At 41.2% G+C, this 18,677-nt stretch carries 19 protein-coding genes; 15 read left to right on the top strand and 4 right to left on the bottom strand.

Annotated features, from left to right (window positions below; all coding sequences use genetic code 11):
* Positions 1–30 precede the first annotated feature (30 nt).
* A complete protein-coding gene (gerQ, locus tag MFF31_RS23875; protein WP_375541372.1) occupies positions 31–510 on the bottom strand; it encodes a spore coat protein GerQ in 480 nt (159 codons plus the stop codon).
* A gap of 84 nt (positions 511–594) precedes the next feature.
* Positions 595–1,017, bottom strand: a complete 423-nt coding sequence (locus MFF31_RS23870; protein ID WP_238191630.1) for a cell wall hydrolase — start codon at positions 1,015–1,017, stop codon at positions 595–597.
* 246 nt (positions 1,018–1,263) lie between these two features.
* Here MFF31_RS23870 and cyoE point away from each other — a divergent pair, with 246 nt between their 5' ends.
* A complete protein-coding gene (cyoE, locus tag MFF31_RS23865) occupies positions 1,264–2,121 on the top strand; it encodes a heme o synthase (RefSeq protein WP_238191628.1) in 858 nt (285 codons plus the stop codon).
* 72 nt (positions 2,122–2,193) lie between these two features.
* A complete protein-coding gene (locus tag MFF31_RS23860) occupies positions 2,194–2,802 on the top strand; it encodes an SCO family protein (protein WP_238191626.1) in 609 nt (202 codons plus the stop codon).
* Here the strand turns inward: MFF31_RS23860 and MFF31_RS23855 are convergent.
* Together MFF31_RS23855 and MFF31_RS23850 are read right to left on the bottom strand one after the other, a co-directional pair.
* Positions 2,799–3,170 carry a toprim domain-containing protein gene (locus tag MFF31_RS23855; RefSeq protein ID WP_238191624.1) on the bottom strand — a complete coding sequence of 124 codons (372 nt, stop codon included), beginning with the start codon at positions 3,168–3,170 and terminating at the stop codon, positions 2,799–2,801. The genes MFF31_RS23860 and MFF31_RS23855 overlap by 4 nt on opposite strands.
* Positions 3,171–3,543: 373 nt before the next feature.
* Entirely contained in the window at positions 3,544–4,731 is a 1,188-nt protein-coding gene (locus MFF31_RS23850; protein ID WP_238191622.1) for an MFS transporter, read from the bottom strand.
* Between the two features lie 158 nt (positions 4,732–4,889).
* On the opposite strand from MFF31_RS23850, the gene MFF31_RS23845 reads away from it, so the two are divergent.
* From MFF31_RS23845 to MFF31_RS23785, 13 genes are all read left to right on the top strand, one after another.
* Entirely contained in the window at positions 4,890–5,339 is a 450-nt protein-coding gene (locus MFF31_RS23845) for a hypothetical protein (RefSeq protein WP_238191620.1), read from the top strand.
* Positions 5,340–5,360: 21 nt separating this feature from the next.
* On the top strand, positions 5,361–7,481 hold the full coding sequence (locus MFF31_RS23840; RefSeq protein ID WP_248565561.1) for a peptidoglycan D,D-transpeptidase FtsI family protein: 2,121 nt from the start codon (positions 5,361–5,363) through the stop codon (positions 7,479–7,481).
* Between the two features lie 240 nt (positions 7,482–7,721).
* Positions 7,722–8,684, top strand: a complete 963-nt coding sequence (locus tag MFF31_RS23835) for a metal ABC transporter solute-binding protein, Zn/Mn family (protein ID WP_238191616.1) — start codon at positions 7,722–7,724, stop codon at positions 8,682–8,684.
* A 33-nt stretch (positions 8,685–8,717) separates the two neighbouring features.
* Positions 8,718–9,530 (top strand): metal ABC transporter ATP-binding protein, encoded by an 813-nt coding sequence (locus MFF31_RS23830; protein WP_238191615.1) that lies wholly within the window; start codon positions 8,718–8,720, stop codon positions 9,528–9,530.
* On the top strand, positions 9,527–10,468 hold the full coding sequence (locus MFF31_RS23825; RefSeq protein ID WP_238191613.1) for a metal ABC transporter permease: 942 nt from the start codon (positions 9,527–9,529) through the stop codon (positions 10,466–10,468). Before MFF31_RS23830 ends, MFF31_RS23825 begins: the two co-directional genes overlap by 4 nt.
* Positions 10,465–11,358: a metal ABC transporter permease gene (locus MFF31_RS23820; RefSeq protein ID WP_238191612.1), complete on the top strand. Its 894-nt coding sequence runs from the start codon at positions 10,465–10,467 to the stop codon at positions 11,356–11,358. The genes MFF31_RS23825 and MFF31_RS23820 overlap by 4 nt, the downstream gene beginning before the upstream one ends.
* Before the next feature lie 133 nt (positions 11,359–11,491).
* Positions 11,492–12,241 carry a Cof-type HAD-IIB family hydrolase gene (locus tag MFF31_RS23815; protein WP_238191610.1) on the top strand — a complete coding sequence of 250 codons (750 nt, stop codon included), beginning with the start codon at positions 11,492–11,494 and terminating at the stop codon, positions 12,239–12,241.
* A 28-nt stretch (positions 12,242–12,269) separates the two neighbouring features.
* Positions 12,270–12,752 (top strand): DUF456 domain-containing protein, encoded by a 483-nt coding sequence (locus MFF31_RS23810; protein WP_238191608.1) that lies wholly within the window; start codon positions 12,270–12,272, stop codon positions 12,750–12,752.
* 82 nt (positions 12,753–12,834) lie between these two features.
* A complete protein-coding gene (locus MFF31_RS23805) occupies positions 12,835–14,499 on the top strand; it encodes a putative polysaccharide biosynthesis protein (RefSeq protein WP_238191606.1) in 1,665 nt (554 codons plus the stop codon).
* A gap of 199 nt (positions 14,500–14,698) precedes the next feature.
* Entirely contained in the window at positions 14,699–16,300 is a 1,602-nt protein-coding gene (locus MFF31_RS23800; protein WP_238191604.1) for a copper amine oxidase N-terminal domain-containing protein, read from the top strand.
* A gap of 56 nt (positions 16,301–16,356) precedes the next feature.
* Entirely contained in the window at positions 16,357–16,698 is a 342-nt protein-coding gene (locus MFF31_RS23795; RefSeq protein ID WP_238191602.1) for a thioredoxin family protein, read from the top strand.
* 181 nt (positions 16,699–16,879) lie between these two features.
* On the top strand, positions 16,880–17,809 hold the full coding sequence (locus MFF31_RS23790; RefSeq protein ID WP_238191600.1) for a COX15/CtaA family protein: 930 nt from the start codon (positions 16,880–16,882) through the stop codon (positions 17,807–17,809).
* Positions 17,810–17,962: 153 nt separating this feature from the next.
* Complete coding sequence (locus tag MFF31_RS23785) at positions 17,963–18,676, top strand: Cthe_2314 family HEPN domain-containing protein (RefSeq protein ID WP_238191599.1); 714 nt, start codon at positions 17,963–17,965, stop codon at positions 18,674–18,676.
* Position 18,677 lies beyond the last annotated feature (1 nt).

Here is an 18,677-nt window from a genome sequence, read left to right as displayed (position 1 = left end):
AGTATTTGGGGGAGATACTATTCCTCTTGATTAGCTACTCATTGGAGTGCTAGGTGTTACGACGCTGCCATGGAACGGATATTCATATTTAATTGGTTCATCAAATGTAACGTAATCCAAATTCAACATGAGTAGTAAGTAGCGCATGCCCGTAGAAGGATCACTAATGACGATATGATCACGACCTGCTGCTTCGATAATACCTTTAAAAATTTTTGCATTCCACTCCCGATTGTTTTCGTAAGTCATATAAAATGTAGCAAGTTTACCACGATTAAGTCTAAGAATATTTTCTACGTAGGATTCTTCAGTAGCAGGTACTGTAACAATACTTCCGCCGCTTGGTGTAACAAAGGCACCGCTAGGCACTGGAGGTACTGTAGAACTCGGAGCTTGCATTGCTGATATAGTCGCAGATTGTTGCGCATAGTATGGCTGAGCATATTGCGGATAACCTCCGCCATAACCATAGGATTGATTGGCTCCATAGGGCGACACATTCGGTCCCATATTCGCCATGCTCACTTGCTGTTTGTAACCGTAATTATTATTCATACTTGTTAATCCTCTCTTTCGCTCTTTAGAAATTATTTCTTAAAATACGGCAGGACACTCACCGGATTGAGGAACGAAGAAGCAATGTGCCTTATATCGTCCGCTATTGGCTTGATCCCACCATGTGCTTGGGCAACCGCCTGTTGGTCGGTAGAACCAAAGCGCATTGGAAGCAGGATGCTGACGCTCCCCACTAATAACGCGCTTAGCTAGGCGAATTTCACTCTCTCTCGCCTTTTGATAAAAGTAGCTTTTTTGGATAGCTTCAAAGCCCCCAGGGCTCTGATAGACCATATCCGGAATGGAGCGTATGTTTTTGAAATCGAGACAATTGCCGCGTATGCGATTGACACCGACGTTGCCAACCATTAGCATGCCGAGCTCACCTTCACCCTCTGCTTCAGCTCTAAGCAGACGAGCGAGCATCTTCGTATCTTCAGCGTTCGTTTTGATAACAGCCATAGATTAGACCCCTCACTTCCCTTCGTGATCTGATAGGCGTTACACCACATGGTTATTGTATTGAAGGATGGGAGGATTGGTTACTAATGAAATAGAAATTGAATTGTCACATATTGAGTGTCGAATTATTGAACAAAGGCGGGGAACGTTGTCACAGTAGGTTTTTTTCTGTATGATTAGAGTCGATTCATCAATGAAAGATAGGCGTGTTAAGCGCCTTGTCGCATAACTTGGGAGGCTAACTTCGTGCTGAAGGATTTGATTGCATTAACCAAACCACGACTCCTGCAACTGAACATGTTCGCTGCATTGGGAGGCTTTTGGGTTGCTGCTAAGTGGGATATTAATTTCCTGCTATTGATATGGACGTTGATCGGTTCTACGCTAACGATGGCTTCGGCCACAGTAGTGAACAACTACTGGGATCGCGAACTGGACAAGAAGATGGAGCGTACTAGAAATCGTACGTTGCCGATGGGCAGAATGAAGCCGAGTTCGGTTCTTGCATACGGCATGATTATGGGTGTTGCAGGAATTACAGTATTATTTACACTGGTAAATCCGATTTCTGGTTGGCTTGGTCTATTAGGTTGGTTTGTTTATATCATTATTTATACGATGTGGCTTAAACGCACATCGACATGGAGTACGTCAATTGGCGGTATCTCTGGGGCTATGCCTCCTGTAATTGGATATTGTGCTGTAACGGGTGAAGTTGACGCAGGCGCTTGGTTGCTCTTTGCATTATTATTCCTATGGCAACCTGCTCACTTTTGGTCACTTGCTATTCGTCGTGTTGAGGAATACCGTGCAGCTGGATATCCGCTATTACCAGTTGTCAAAGGGATTAAGCGTACGAAGCTTCAAATGATTCCTTATGTGTTGCTTCTGTTTCCAACGGTTGTACTTATGTACACTTACAACTATGTAGGCATTTATTTCTTAATCATTTCGGTTATACTCAGCCTAGTTTGGTTATTCCATACCCTTGGTGGAATATCTGCTAAGGATACAGAGAAATGGGCCAAAACGAATTTTTTAATATCAGTTAACTATTTAATGATCGTTTTTATTGCGATGATTGCCAATACGACGTTTACTTAATATTTTATGATTGGTGCTCTTTAACGGAAGTGAAAAATAAGGCTGTAATAGGATGCGGGAGAGTGAATGGAATTGAGTTTCTTACGTAAACATAGCTTTAAAATTGCAGTCTTAGCATTATGTTTAGCAATGGGTATTTATTTACTATTTACTTACGTATGGAAAGCTGAGCAGCCATTGCCTATTCAGCAAGCAGCTCCTGCTTTTGAGATGAATGACATCAATGGAAAAGCTGTATCTTTAGAATCAACTAAAGGTAAAGCGAGACTCGTATATTTTTATTTTGCTAATTGTCCGGATGTTTGTCCGCCAACTACATTCATATTGTCTCAAGTTCAAGAGAAGCTTAGAGAGCAAGGGACACTTGGTACAAAAGCAGAACTTATCTCCATTACATTTGACCCTACGCGTGATACACCGGAGGTCATCCGTGAATTTGCTAACAACACGTCCGCTGAATTCGATGGTTGGCATTTTCTAAGGGGCGAAGAACAGGCGACGATTGATCTTGCCAGAAGTTTTGAGGTTGGTGTAATGAAGGATAAAGAAACAAACGAATTTGCCCATTTCAATATTATTACACTTGTTGATGGAGATGGACAAATTCGCGAATGGATAAACGGCAGTGATTTAGAACTCACTCCCGATTACATCGTACAACAAATTAATAAATTGCTTTAAAATTCATGTTTGTTCCATATGGAAGCGGGGCTCGGCGCAGGATAAATAATATGCGCATCGAGTCCCGCTTTTTCTAATTGGCTAATTAAATAGTCTTCTGGAGTGTTCTCTACCCCCGAATAACCTCTTCTAGTGTAAATATGTTCAGCATCAGGAAATAAATCTCGTATCATTCGGCGAATTCTTCGCCCTGATGAATCATTGTCAGTGAAAATAAACACATGACTATCGTTAATGTCCTTGCGCAGCTTCTCAAGTTGATCCGTACCAGGTGTGCCGAAGGTACAATAAATACTAATGGTATTGTGCAGCACCCGTCTTAATCGAGCTTTATCGTTTTTACCCTCAACGATTATGGCAATATCCATCTTGTTCCTCCTTAAACCATGTAATAACAGTATAAGAATAGTGTATCACCAAAAGTACACTAAATGAAAAAGCAAGCGTACAGTTTAGTAACTGTCGCTTGCTTCGGATCAAGTTATGATCAGCTTACCAGAATCCAGAACATACGATAATGACAAGTAAAATGAACAATACGAGAATTATGCCGACATTTCTGGAGTGATTATGTTCAAAGCCTCTATCTACAGAGTTTGCGCATGACATCTATGGAGTCACCCTCTTTCTTTTCGCTCAGCGTCGTTAGTCATCATGACCGGTATTGTAATCGGTAGGTTAACTGGTCACTTGACTCACCGTATTGTATGTGCGGGTGAGACGAATGCCTTGTGCGAATACCTATACGCCTTTAAAATGGGTGTTTGGCGGCGAGGAGATAGGTCGCAGTTTGTATAATGGCATAATGGTTAATGCGATCATTAAAGCAATAAAAGCAATATAGTAGGGTGAAATATAGTCTCTCAATTGCCCTGCCAGCATAGGTCCAAGGAATGCGCCAACAGAGAAAGCGATAGACAACAAAGAGAAGGTTCGTCCATAGCGCGCACCGCCGCTCATTTCAATAAGCAATGTGGATAGTGCAGGAAGTATAATCCCTTTTGCCATACCTACCCCAAATAACATTACTGCCAGTGGAACAGGAACTGCTGCAGCAATGCTGAAATACAGAAGTGCAAGGCTAAGGGCGCCTAGAAGCGTGCGATAAAACGCAGGAAAACGATTCAAGAAAAACATGCTTAACGTCACTAGTGCACCAATACTTATGACAGAAAAAAGCAAACCGGTAGTCATCATTGCATCAGTTGTTTTTGCAAGCAGGGGCAGCTCAAACGATAATATGCCTTGTGCGCAGCTAATGGCTACGGGCAATAGAAAAATAAGCCACGGCAGAGGAATCGCGTTTTCTTGTTCTTTCTTAACCTTATGTTTAGAAAGTATATGTTGTTTGTCGGTTGGGATTTGTTGCTCGTCTAGCTTGCGATGGATGTCTTTAATGAATACCAATGCGCAGAGGGCTGTTACGATTAGTATCCAGCCAAGAACAGTAAAAGCTGTGCCAAATCCGATCTTTGCGACTAAATACGCACCTGCAGCGGGCGAAACGACGGAAGCTAGCGTATGGACGAGCCCATTGCCAGCCATAAGTTTGCCTTGCTCCGCTCGATCATCGGTTAATCGAGCTAATAAAGCTAGGCAAGCTGGGGACAGGAAGGCAAGTACAAATCCGCTAATGGAGCGAAGAAGAAGTAATTGCCAAGGATTTGTTACATATGCTTGAAATAACAAAATTACTCCTGCAGCGAATAAGCTGAACACGATAAATAGTCTACTGCCGTAACGATCGACGCCGAATCCAGCTATAAGGTTGCCCGGTAGATGGGTAATCGAATACATGCCCATCATTAATCCGATAAAGGAAGGCGCTGCTCCTAGTGAAATGGCGAATGGAGTAAGAATAGGATATTGCGCATGCAGATCAAAAAAAGCGACAAATAGAAATAAATAAAGCCAAAGTGCAGTTTTCACGGGCAAAGCCTCCTTGCTCATTTCCTTGATATCTACTTGTACGTTATAATTGGACAGGATATGTCTGGAGATTAAGGAAGATAGCGTTTACGCTCTATGTTACGTAGGCTATAATATTTTGTAATGAGATATTGGAAGAGATATAATGGAGGGGTAACATGAATTTTTTAGATTTTGCATCTTATGATTATGAAACTTGGAAGACGTTTCTGGAAGACAACTGGCTTGTGTTAGTCATTGGACTAATCATATTATTTCTCGTAGTGCGGATTGTAAAAACGGTTTTGAAGTGGGCTATTGTTGCAATTGTTGTTGTTGGACTGGTGTTGTACAGCGGTTATACGCTGGATGATGTGAAAGTGGTAAGCACTAAGGTGATAGATACCATGAAGGATGAAGCGTTTAGCGCAATGGCTGGGGAAGCGAAAGAAGCGAAGTACACCGTGAATGATGACGGAACTTATACGGTCACCACTAAAAATATCGAGCTAAAGGGCAAGGCTGGTGATAGTGAAGTGAAAGTATCGCTTCGTGGTACTCCTTCCTTTACATTGAAGCTGGAAGGTCCCATCCAGCAATTTATTGATCAAGCAAAAAATAATAGTTAGGTGTAGGCTTTATTAGCCTGCATGGACTTAGGAGTGAATGATATGCAGGATGATCCACAAAAACGTGATGTTGACAATCGGCGGAACTTCTCATTCCGTTTGAACTTATTTTTCTTTATTACATTTGCTTTATTTAGTTTGTTAATTGTTAAGCTTGCTGTATTACAGTTTGTAGAAGGTTCGACGCTAAGCGCTGAAGGCATCAAGAAAGGGACAAGGGAAAACCCAATTCCACCTATTCGAGGCAATATTTATGATTCGAAGGGATACCCAATTGCTTATTCAACGTCGACGCAATCGTTGTATTATAGTCTTCAGCCATCAACCAAAAAAGCAAAAACAGAAGACATTGCAAGAGAAACAGCTGAGCAATTAGAAAAAATCTTTACCGAGTATGGTAGAAAGGATAAAGTTATGACGGTTGACGATATTTTGCGTCAAATGGATTTGGGATTCATACGTAACACACTCTCTACCCCAAGACGTATCAAGTCAGGACTCACAAATGCTGAAGTAGCTTATTTCCTACAGAACAGAACGGAATTTACGGGAATAGAAGTGATAGAAGAAAGCGTTCGTAATTATGACGAAGATACGATAGCGGTGCAGCTTGTTGGATACTTAAAGAAATATAAAGGTGTACGCTTAGATGTTGATTTCTATAAAAATAAGCGAAGTGAAACGGACGCAACGTTAAAATATTTAGAAGAAGAAGAAGTTGGTCTTGATGGACTGGAGTTTATGTACCAGGATGTTTTGCGAGGCAAAAACGGAGTTAAGTCATATCCAGTTAACAATAAAGAACATATTATTGGTCCGATGCGTATTACAACTCCAGAAAAGGGATCGGACTTGTATTTAACGATAAATAAAGATGTCCAGTTAAAGACAGAAGAAGCAATAATGAAGCATTTGAGTGTGATACGTACATCTAGTAACAAATACGAGAGAGCACCATTTGCTCAAACCGGATTTGCGGTTGCTATGGAAGTTGATACTGGCAAAATTGTCGCAATGGCAAGTATGCCGGATTATGATCCGAACATTTGGGCAGGCGGTCGTATTAGCCCCGAAGATTATGAGAATTTCGGTTATGTTCTTCCGAACGGTACAATTAGAACAGTATACGGTCCTTACTCAGACGCAGACAGGAATAAACATCCTTCCTCCATTGTACCAGCAGGTTCGACACTTAAACCTTTGTCGGTGCTGGTTGGATTAAATGAAGGACTATTTACTACAGAAACTAGATATCCAGATACAGGAGCATTTTATTACGGTAGTAAAGGTCATGAAAGAAGAATCGGTAACTCACAAGGTAAAGTGTTTGGACCGATTGATGGGGCTGTTGCGATTGAAAAATCATCCAACCCGTTTATGGCGGCGATGATCGGGGATAAGTTATACCGACGTGGAGAAGTAAACGGCAAATCGAGCGTTGAGATTTGGGATGATTACATGAAGCAATTTGGACTAGGTGTGTTGACCGGGAGCGGCTTACCTGGTGAAACGAAAGGCGTAATAGAATATTTTGCCGAGGAAAAAGCTGCTAGTGCTCAATCTGCTCTTATTCAAGCATCCTTTGGTCAACAAGGACGTTACACAACGTTGCAGCTAGCTCAATATACAGCGATGCTTGCGAACCGAGGCAAACGAATGAAACCGCAGTTTGTAAATGAAATTCGAGACGCAGACGGTAAAGTCATTCAAGGATATACACCTGAAATATTGAATTCTGTCGATATGAAAGTAGAGTATTGGGAGGAAATTGAAAAGGGTATGTCCCAAGTAAGTGTGAGAGGTTTCGATGGATTTCAGCATGATTTTATGCGTAAGACGGGAACTTCTGAGCAGGATGTAGCTAAGCGTACTGCTGAAAACGCCGTTTTCGTTGCTTATGCACCAGCCAAAAATCCGAAACTTGCAGTAGCAGTTGTCGTTCCAGACGGCGGCTTCGGAGGTTATGGTGCAGCACCTATCGCTAGAAAGATTTTTGATGCTTATGATGCAGAAATCGGTTTGACCGGTGTGCCCAACGTTGCATTAAAGAACAGTACCGATGGAACTTCACAAGCTCCATCAGGTAATACCGGAACTGACACAGCAAACGGTACAAACGCAGGTCAGACTAATGAGGAATAGTACCTACCTAAATAAGTTCAACCCATAAAAGACGAGCAAAAGATGGTTCCTGTCGTTAGACAGGGATCATCTTTTTTTGTCGTCTTTTGTGCTAATAAAAAAATGTTGCACAAGAGAAACATTTTTGTGTATAATTAAAAAAAAGGCGCATGGCTAATTAAAGTTGACAAGGGCAACAACGAGCGGATTGTTCAATAATATAAATCGGCCCCAAAAGAGGGTCAATGGGAGGATTCTTATATGAAAAAGGGTAAACGGAAAACTGCAGCAATGAAACGCTTAATTATGACACTAGTATTTTTGACGATGACGGCAGCTATGTTATCTGCTTGCGGAGATGAGAGCAAGGAATCTGACCAAAGCGGTAAGTTAAAAATTACAACTACAACCGGAATGATTGCGGACGCTGCCGAACAAGTAGGTGGTGATTACGTAGAAGTGACTGGATTAATGGGAGCAGGTATTGATCCCCATCTCTACAAAGCGTCACAAGGTGATGTAAGGAAACTGGATGATGCAGATATCATTTTTTATAACGGATTACATTTAGAAGGTAAAATGGGAGAAATATTCGAGAGACTTGAGAAGAGGAAGCCGGTTGTTGCGGTTTCCTCCAATCTGGACGAAACGCAATTACAGAGTGGTGCATCTGTTGGTGGGACGACCCATGATCCTCACATTTGGTTTAACGTCAAGCTGTGGATGTCCTCAGTTGAAGTAATCCGTGACACACTAATCGAGAAAGATAGCGCTAATGCAGAACATTATAAGGCAAATGCAACAGCTTACTTAGAGGAACTTCAGAAGCTTGATATATACGCGAAGGAGCAGATTGCGCTTATACCGGAGAAAAATCGGATATTAGTAACGGCACATGATGCATTCGGTTACTTTGGCAAGGCGTACGGAATGAAAGTAACAGGTTTGCAAGGAATGAATACGATGTCGGAATATGGCTCTAAAGATGTAAGTGAGTTGCGTGACTTCCTTGTGACAAATGGAATTAAAGGTGTGTTTATTGAATCAAGTGTATCCTCGAAATCAATAGAATCGGTTATTGAGGGGGCTAAGAAGTTAGGTCATGACGTAGTTATCGGTGGTCAGCTTTTCTCTGATGCAATGGGCAACAAAGGCACGCCAGAAGGTACTTATATCGGGATGGTTAAACATAACATAGATACGATTGTGAAATCGTTGAAGTAACGATAAATGCGTGAGCGAGAGTGAGTGATAAATATGAGTACAGCCCATACAAAATTAGCGTCAGGGACAGCGACTGTTGCACCACTGACTATTAATGGACTGAGTGTAGCCTATCAGAAGAAACCTGTTCTTCGGAATGTAACATTCGAAGTGAAAGAAGGCGAATTGATTGGTGTCATTGGCCCAAATGGGGCAGGGAAATCAACAATGATGAAAGCAGCACTCGGATTAATTCCAAGTATTAGCGGAGAGGTACTCGTCTACGGGAAGCCCTACAAATCTCAGCGGAAGCTAATTGGTTATGTACCACAGCGAGAGTCAGTTGATTGGGATTTTCCTACGAATGCACTTGATGTTGTTCTTATGGGGACTTATGGACGATTGGGATGGTTTGGAAGACCAAGAGCGAAGGAGAAGGCACTTGCCCTTGAATGTTTGGATAAGGTAGGAATGGCAGATTTCGCTGATCGACAAATAAGTCAATTGTCTGGTGGGCAGCAGCAACGTGTATTTTTGGCAAGGGCGCTTGCTCAGAATGCAAAGCTTTATTTTATGGATGAGCCTTTTGCTGGTGTAGACGCGGCAACTGAAAAGGCAATTATTACGTTGCTGCAAGAACTAAAAAAGCAAGGTAAAACGGTCATTGTCGTTCACCACGACTTGGCAACGGTTGAGCATTATTTCGATTCTGTTCTTCTGCTCAATGTCGAGTTGCAAGCATTCGGTCCAACAGCTACTACATTCACCCATGATCAATTGCAGCGTACGTACGGTGGGAGATTAGCTTTTTTGGATCAGAGTGCAGCCCTTTCGAGTAGCAATGTTGACAGGGGTGTCCATACATGAAAAACATTATAGATATGTTAGCAGATCCGAATATGCAATGGATATTTCTTGGCTGTTTGTTGCTCGGATTGAGTAGCGGTGTTATCGGCAGTTTTTCATATTTGCGCAAGCAAAGTCTGGTCGGAGATACGCTTGCCCACGCAGCATTGCCAGGCATTTGTATTGCTTTTATGCTGACAGGTGCCAAATCCATTGGCGTATTTCTTGTAGGAGCAACTATTTCAGGTATTATTGCTACTTTCGGTATTGGATTTATAACGAGGCATTCCAGATTGAAGCAGGACGCTGCGCTCGGAATCGTATTAAGTACTTTCTTTGGTCTTGGTATTGTACTTTTGACGTTTATCCAGCATGGTGATTATGGCAATCAATCCGGTTTAGATAAGTTTTTGTTCGGGCAAGCAGCCGCCATGGTTGGTTCGGATGTCGTTATTATGTCGATCATTAGTGTTTCTCTAATTACAATATGTACATTATTATTTAAACAGTTCAAATTAATTTCCTTTGACCCTGGTTTTGCTAAAGGTATTGGTTATCCCGTAGCTTTGTTAGAACAATTACTTATGCTCTTGACAGTAGTTGCGGTTGTAGTAGGCATTCAAGCGGTAGGTGTTGTCCTCATTGCTGCCTTGCTCATTACTCCGGCTGTATCAGCAAGATATTGGACGAATCGCCTTGGTATTATGGTTGCTCTAGCCGGTTTCTTCGGTGCTTTAAGCGGTGCGCTTGGCACTTGGGTTAGCTCATCCGTTTCTAACCTGCCTACAGGACCAGTAACCGTGCTTGCAGCCACTTTGTTTTTTGGTATTTCAATATTATTTGGTCCTGAGCGTGGATTACTTGCTAAGGCACTATTACGTATTAGAGTAAAAAGAAAGTTCCAATTGGAGGGCGAAGTCATCAGGAGAGAACGGATGAAGGAGGAGACGGCACTATGAGTGACTTTTGGATCTTGTTGACAGGTTCTTTAGTAGCTGCCTGTTGCGCAATTGTCGGTGTTTTTCTCGTGCTCCGTAAGATGGCGATGATCGGTGATGCTATAAGTCATTCCGTTATGCCTGGTATCGTCATCGCTTTTCTTCTGAGCGGCTCCAGAGATTCGTTGCTTATGATGTTTGCTGCACTTCTATTTGGTCTTTTATCAACTTTTTTAATCGGATTATTTCAAAGAAGCGGTATTCAATCTGATGCCTCAATCGGTGTTGTTTTCACCGCATTATTTGCTATTGGCGTTATATTGGTCAGCCTATTTGCTAGACAAGTGCACTTGGATCAAGATGCGATATTGTATGGTGAAATAGCATTTGTGCACTGGAATATTTGGGAGGTTGGCGGCGTTAATTTGGGGCCAAAAGCAGTATGGCTACTTGGTATAACGCTTGTCGTTATTGCAACAGTAATTGGATTGTTTTATAAGCAGTTTAAGTTGTGTGCGTTCGACCCTGCACTAGCTGCTGCAATAGGTATACCAGTTGCATTGTTCCATTACTTACTGATGGCATTAGTTTCGATGGCTACGGTCAGTTCGTTCGAGAGTGTCGGTGCTATTCTAGTTGTAGGATTGCTCATAATTCCAGCTTCGACAGCTTATTTATTAACGGATAAGCTTGGTGTTATGATCGGGCTCAGCATTGTGACTGGTATTGCAAGTACGTTCATTGGCTACGGAGCGTCGATCATGCTAGATGCATCCATTGCAGGTTGTATTGTATGCGGAGCGGGTCTATTGTTCGTATTAGCTTTTCTATTTTCCCCATCGCATGGTGTTGTTGTCCGTAAGGTTCGACAACGTAAGCTGTCGCTTGAAAGTGTTAACGTTGCTAAGTAATTTGAGCAAAGTATATGTTATATAAGAGGGTGTCTCCAGTAGTCAATTTCAGTTGACTTTGGGAGCCATCCTTTTTTTGATGATTTGTGATAAAATAAACTGTACGCAATGATCGGATAAGGAGATGGGCAGTATGACGAAGTACAAGCTAGTTGCATTAGATATGGACGGCACATTGCTTAATGATCAGAGCGAGATCAGTAGTGAAAACGCTGAATGGATCAAAAAAGCGATAGATGCTGGAGTAACCGTAAGCTTCTCTACAGGGAGAGGTTTTAAAAGCGCATTGCCTTTCGCAGAGCAGTTGAAGCTCGATTCGCCGATGATTACAGTCAATGGCGGCGAAATTTGGACTAGGCCACATGTGCTTCATAAGCGTACCGAGCTTAGTCCTTATTATGTGAAGCGTCTGCATGAGCTTGCTCTTCAATATGGAGAGACGTGGTTTTGGGCGTATACAACAGAAACCATTTATAATAAAGAACGCTGGTTTGACGCTGCACATAACTATGATACTTTTAATTGGTTGAAATTCGGCTATTATACGGAGGATGATCTTGCCCGTGAAAGTATATTAGCTGAAGTTCAGAGCTGGGGAGCGCTAGAGATTACAAATTCCTCGCTTCATAATATTGAGCTTAATCCTCAAGGCATTTCGAAAGCAAGTGCACTCAAGGATCTATGTCAATGGATGAACATTGATATGTCTCAGGTTGTAGCTGCTGGAGACAGCCTCAACGATATTGCTGCCATTCGAGAAGCGGGGCTAGGTGTTGCTATGGGTAATGCACAAGAGGCGGTTAAAAATGCTGCCGATGTTATAACAGTGACGAATAATGAGAATGGAATTGCAGAAATCATTAAGAAGTACGTATTGTCTTAGGGTATTAATGTAGGAGGGGGACAAGAAAGTGGATATTTTGGGCTGGAGTTTAATTATTATACTCTTCATCATCGGTATGGCGGGTACGATTTATCCGATATTACCAGGAGTAGTCGCCATCTACGGTGCATTTTTTGTATATGGATTTTTCTTCTCATTTAGTGAGTTCGGAGTTTTCTTCTGGATTATTCAAACGTTAATTCTAGTCGTTTTGTTTGTCGCGGACTATGCGGTCAGCGCATGGGGGGTCAAACGATTCGGGGGAAGCAAAGCCTCGATCGTCGGCAGTACAATTGGACTTATTTTTGGACCGTTTGTCATCCCGGCCTTTGGTTTAATTATTGGACCATTCGCGGGTGCAGTTATCGGTGAAATGATTTCAGGTAAAAACTTTGAACATTCATTAAAGGTAGGCTGGGGCTCGCTAGTAGGTCTGTTTACAAGCGTTGTAGTCAAAATCATTTTGCAATTGCTTATGATTATTCTATTTATCCTTTGGCTTGTATTTTAAACAATAGCTACTTAAGAACGATCGAATCTGACTAATAAATTCGCTCTCTACAGTAGAATAAGGGGACAAAGAAGTTACAACCATGCTGAAAAAAGACTCTTTAATTAAAGGTACACTCATACTAGCTGCTGCGGCATTAGTTGCTCGATTTATCGGCTTATTCCAGCGCATACCGCTCGACTACATGTTTACTTCTGAAGGAATGGCAGCTTTCGGCGTTGCGAACCAAGTTTATTTAGTACTTCTTATTATTGCTACAGCTGGATTTCCAAGTGCCTTAAGCAAAATGGTATCTGAACGTTATGCTCTTGGCAAAGTGGACGAAGCAAAACGTATTTATCATGCTGCGCTTGTATTTGGCGCTGTTTCAGGTTTAATACTTGCCACATCATTATTTATTATGGCTCCATTTTTTGCGGATGTTATCGTAAGACAGCCTAATGCAGATCTTGCGATTAGAGCAATTGCACCTGCCTTATTATTTTTCCCTATTATCGCAATGATGCGAGGATATTTCCAAGGCAGACAGATGATGTCTGCTGGCGGAACGTCCCAAATTGTGGAGCAATTTCTTCGTGTTTTTGTAGGTATTGGATTAGGTTTATTAGTGATTAATCTTGGTTGGGGCGAGCGGTGGGGCGTAGCTGCTGTATCGTTTGGTAGTTTTGTTGGAGGTATTGGTGCATTATCGATTATGCTTATGTTTGCACGTAAGTTGAAACGACAAGATGCTGAGCTTAGCAACAGGTTTAACGGTGAAGCATCTACTGCAATGATGTCGCCAAAAGCTGCTCAACAATCCGTATCTACTCTTAAATTCAGAACAATATATAAAGAAATATTAGCGATGTCACTTCCTTCACTTGTAACTTCGATGGCGATCAATTTTATTTACTTATTTGACTTATCTTTGTTTATGAGACTTACAGAACCTTTTTATTCACATGCTGTTGCTACGGATGTTATGGGTGACTTTAGTGGTAAAGCGCAGTCTCTTGCAGGTATTCCGCCGATTTTGGCAATTGCGCTCGGTGCTTCGATAATACCGATCATCGCAACAGCGTATTCGGTCAAAAATCTTGGGGAAGTGCAGCGCCAAGCATCAAACGTAATGCGTGTCGTTTGTTTTACAGGAGTTCCTATAGCATTGTTGCTTACGATTGGAGCTTATTCCATTACAGGACTGTTATTTCCATCTCCAAGTGGTTATGAAGCAGTTGCGTTTTTATGTGCCGGAACGATACTACAAATTACGATGATGACATCCAACTCTATCCTTTATGGAATGGGTAAGCAACGAGTTTCGATGAAACATACGTTAATTGGATTGCTTTTAAAAGTAATCATTAGTATTGCTCTTGCACCATTCCTAGGTGTATTTGGTCTAATTATCGGCTCTACTATTTGTTTCATCGTCGTAACGCTATTAAATCTTCGCTGGATTAACAGAGAAGTAAAGTTAGTTGTGTTAGGCAAACGTTGGTTGCCTTATGTTGTAGCTATTGCAACAGCCGCATTGGCTGGATGGGGTGCAGAGGCAGGAGTTCTTGCTTTGACAGAGGGCCTGCACGATAAACTATCCTACTTTGCAGCAGCAGCAACAGCATCAATTGTTGTAGGTATCCTCTATGTAACTTTACTCATTGTGCTGCGAGTCATTACACCTGAAGATGCTGCTACATTACCTGGAGTGCTGCGCAAACCACTATTTAAAGTGATGCGCATTTTCAATCGAAGTTTTGGTTAACTGAAGTAACAGGCACTGCTGGACTCATGCCTTACGCATGAGTCTTTTTTATTTCAGAGTACTTATCATCACTGTAGAAGAATATTGTTAATTGGTGGGAATTCACTGTTGATCCTTACATTTACAATGAACTCACTTGTTTAGTACAATAGGTTAAGTCTAGTAGACAATAAAAGAATTAAAGGAGAGAAATCGTATAATGAAAATGTCCTTAAAGTTTAAAAAGGCATCGGTTGTTCTATTGGTGCTGACATTATTGTTTGTTGCAGGCTGCCAAGCAGTTGGCGGTTTAGATTTGAACAAAACACTCAAAAATGCACTTAAAGTTACAACGAGCGAAAGCAATCATTCATTAGAGTTTCAATTACATATGGATAAAGCTTTGCTAGAGGAAAGTAGCGAAGAGGATAAGGAGATTTACAATCTTCTGTCTCAAGTAAAGATTCAACTTGATAATGTGAAAATGCAGGATAAAACACATTTTTCACTTGAAGGCAGTCTAAAGTTAGGAACAGAAACGGAAATCGGCTTTGACATGCAAGCCAATGATAAATTGCTAGTTATTGATGTTGATGGTGCAAAGGAACCTTTCACTTTCGATGTGACTGGAGAAAAATTGCTTGAAATAAGTGGTTTGGAACTTGAAGAGATCGAAGGTTATACTAAAGCCACTAAACAAAACGAAGAATCAATTGCTAAAGTCTCAACAGAGCTAATCGATATCGTTGGTGAATATGGTATTAACAATTTGCCTAATCCGAAAAATATTAAAGTAAATGCTGTTAACGAGCCAATAAATGGCGTGAGCACATCATTGATGCATGTTCAAGCGTCGTTAAATGGACCTGAGATGTGGAGCTGGGTTAAATCGTATGTAGATGCACTTGTTGCTGATCGTGCGGGACTAGATGCTATGGTTTCGGGCATTATAAAAGTATTGGCGGCTAATCCTGACATTTGGGAATCGATCGGCGAAGCAGATCCTTTTAATAGCGGAGAGCTAGACGCAATGACTGAAGATGAGTTCGCGAAGGAATCATCCGAAGCACTATCAGAAATGTTGATTGAATTGCAAGGAGAGTTAAGCAAATTAGACAAGTCAGAAGATGAAATGCTCAAAGAAGCATTAACAGATGAATTAGTATTGAAAACAGACTTTTATGTAGATAGCAAGTTAGATATTCGTAAGCAACAATTTGAGCTAAGCTTTACTCCTAAATCAAGTGAAGAAGAGCCAGCTATTCCATTTGGTTTCACATTGAAATCTACTTCAGAGAGTTGGAATGTAAATGGTGTTGTTAAGGCGAATGCACCAGTTCTGACGAATAACCAAGTTGCTGTTGAAGACATTGTTACACTTCAAGGTTATCAGACGTTAAAGCTGTTTGATGAGAACTCTCAAATCCATGATCTTTTGAAAAATAAATTTCATTTAAACAAACAAAGCTATCAATCATTCTCTGATGATTATTACAATGCACCTATCATCATGCCTAGTTACATTACAATGGTAGCGGTACGTGATGTTGCTGACGTGTTCGGAGCAACAGTTACTTATGATCCTGCTACAAAAAAAGTAACCGTGTTTGATGAAGCGACAAATACAAAAATCGTCATTCAATCAGGAAGCAGCATTGCCCTCATCAATGGTAAGAAGGTAGAGTGGAAGCAACCTGTAGTGAATTTTAATGGTTCCATGTATGTTCCAGCTCGTAAGCTTGCAGAGGCGCTTGGAGCAGAAATTAATTGGGAGCCAGTAGATGAAGCAGCGAAGGTGCTAACAATTGAACGTGAACTATAAGGCTCAATTAAGGTGAAATAAATGTCATTACTTACAGCTAGGGAGGAATGTGCAACATGAACAAACTAACGACTGATGCTGCTTTCCGTGAAGCAACAATTGGAGAAGGACTGACAATAGCAGTATTCAAAACAACTTGGTGCAAAGACTGTCATTATATTAATCCGTTTATGCCTGATTTAGAAAACAAGTATGAGGGCCGGGTTCAGTTTTTTGAAGTAGATCGTGATGATTTACCTGATCTGTGTTCCGAACTTAACATCTTGGGAATTCCAAGCTTTATCGCTTTCAAAAACGGTAAAGAAGTTATTCGCTTCGTTAGTAAATTGCGTAAAACTCGCGAAGAAATTGAAGAGTTTGTTGATCGTGCAATTGCAGTAGGCAACTCTCTTAGCTAAGCGAAGTACAAGCAGAAGCATAAGTCCGTATGAAGATGAGGTTAATTACCTCTCGTCATACGGGCTTTCCTTTTTTTAAAAAGATTTCTAGCATGGAAGTGTCACATTTTCAACATGGCTTTTGCCCTTAGTTATCGATATAATTGAACTGTCATATTATACGGAAAATAGGTGATTTATTATGGTAACCGGCCGTTTTCGCGCGTTTGCTGTTGCAGCGTGCATCGGAATGCTACTTGTACTTCTTGCCGGAGCTCTTGTTACGAACACCGAATCAGGAAGAGGTTGCGGTGATGATTGGCCGCTGTGTCACGGTAAGTTTATTCCCGCTTATACGTTGGAATCAATGATTGAATACTCTCACCGGGTTGTAAGTGCCTTGGAAGGTATACTTGTATTAGGTGTTGCGATTTCTGTTTACAGGAAATACAAACGTAACCGCGAAGATTTTAAAGAAGCATTATTTTATTCAGGTTCTGCACTGATTTTTACTGTTGTACAAGCATTGATGGGAGCAGCAGCCGTAATGTGGCCTCAATCACCACCGATTATGGCGATTCATTTCGGCATATCGTTAGTTGCGTTCGCTGCAACAATGTTGCTTGTTATATGGGCATACCGGGTGAAGAATGGACCACAAAAAACATTTGTTGTCCCAAGGTCTATTTACCCTAGAGCATTAGCAGTTTCAATCTTCTGTTATGTGGTCGTATATTTAGGAGCCTTTATTCGTCATACGGATACAGCAGGTGGTTGTGAAGGTTGGCCGCTTTGCAACGGTCAAGTTATACCTGAAATGGATGGCGCGACAGGAGCAGTCTTTATTCACCGTGTAGGTGCGCTCATTCTTTCAATTATGATTGCGGGAATGTATTATCACATCAAAAAAGTAACTGCTGAAGAAGACGGATTGACGAAGCCTGCAAAATGGGTGTTGATTTTAATTATTGCACAAGTATTTAGTGGTGCGCTTTTAACTGCAACTGTCGACAATGAAAATGTATTTATTTTCACTAGCTTACTGCATAATTTAATTATAGTTGCATTGTTCGGAATACTAATGGATATAGTCGTTCGTTCGTGGAGATTGAGAGAAGGACGTAAGCAATAATGAACGTTGTGTATGTAGGACTTTAAAGTTTGCGGAGATTCATTGACCTGTAATTGCAAAGGAAGGACCAGAGCTGCTCTTCACGATTGTGAGGGCAGCCCTTCTGCATTACCCGGTATTGGAGCGAATATAAACTGTAGGAGGCAATGAATCATGCTTCATTTCATGTTTGACGAGCCAGAGAATGAACGGAATGAGACATTGACGGAGACCTATTCCTTAATGGATCAATTTGCTGCTATTATGGTGAAACGGATTAAGGATGGACAAGACCATAATAATAAACTGCGCAAATTCGAAATATGGACATTAGGCTTACGATCATCTCTCAGGGAGCTTGAGCAAAGTCAATATGCTGCCTTACGGTTTAAAGAACGTATCGTTTCTATTTCTGTTGAAGGAATGGAGGAGGCAGAGCGGCTGAATTACGAACGTTATGTTTATTTCGACAAAAATAGTTTTATTAGAGTATTTTCTTTGCTTGATAAACTCGGCACGCTGCTTAATGATCTGCTTGAGATGGAAACAGAGAAGATCAAACCTCACTTTTCCTACTTTACTGTCCTTAGATTTATGAGAGAGCGTAATGCACATCCTAATCTGACTTGGAAACTCAGTGCCATCAAGGATTTATATAAAGAACCGATGAATCGTCTTAGAAAAAGAAGAAATACAGAAATTCATTATATGAACTCCGAAATGCAAGATGATTTAATTCAAAATCAACGTATGTATGGTGAAGAAATACAGTTAGAAAATATAGCTCTGCAAGCCGATGATTTGGCCAGATGCCTATTAATGACGATTGAATCGTTACGATTAACTTTTCAATATGCATGTAAACTCATGAGAGACAAGCACGTATAAT

The organism is Paenibacillus sp. L3-i20 (genome assembly GCF_022180385.2).
Classification (GTDB): domain Bacteria; phylum Bacillota; class Bacilli; order Paenibacillales; family Paenibacillaceae; genus Pristimantibacillus.
The sequence above is the reverse complement of the archived record's forward strand: the minus strand, read 5'-3'. Positions and strand labels throughout refer to the sequence as shown.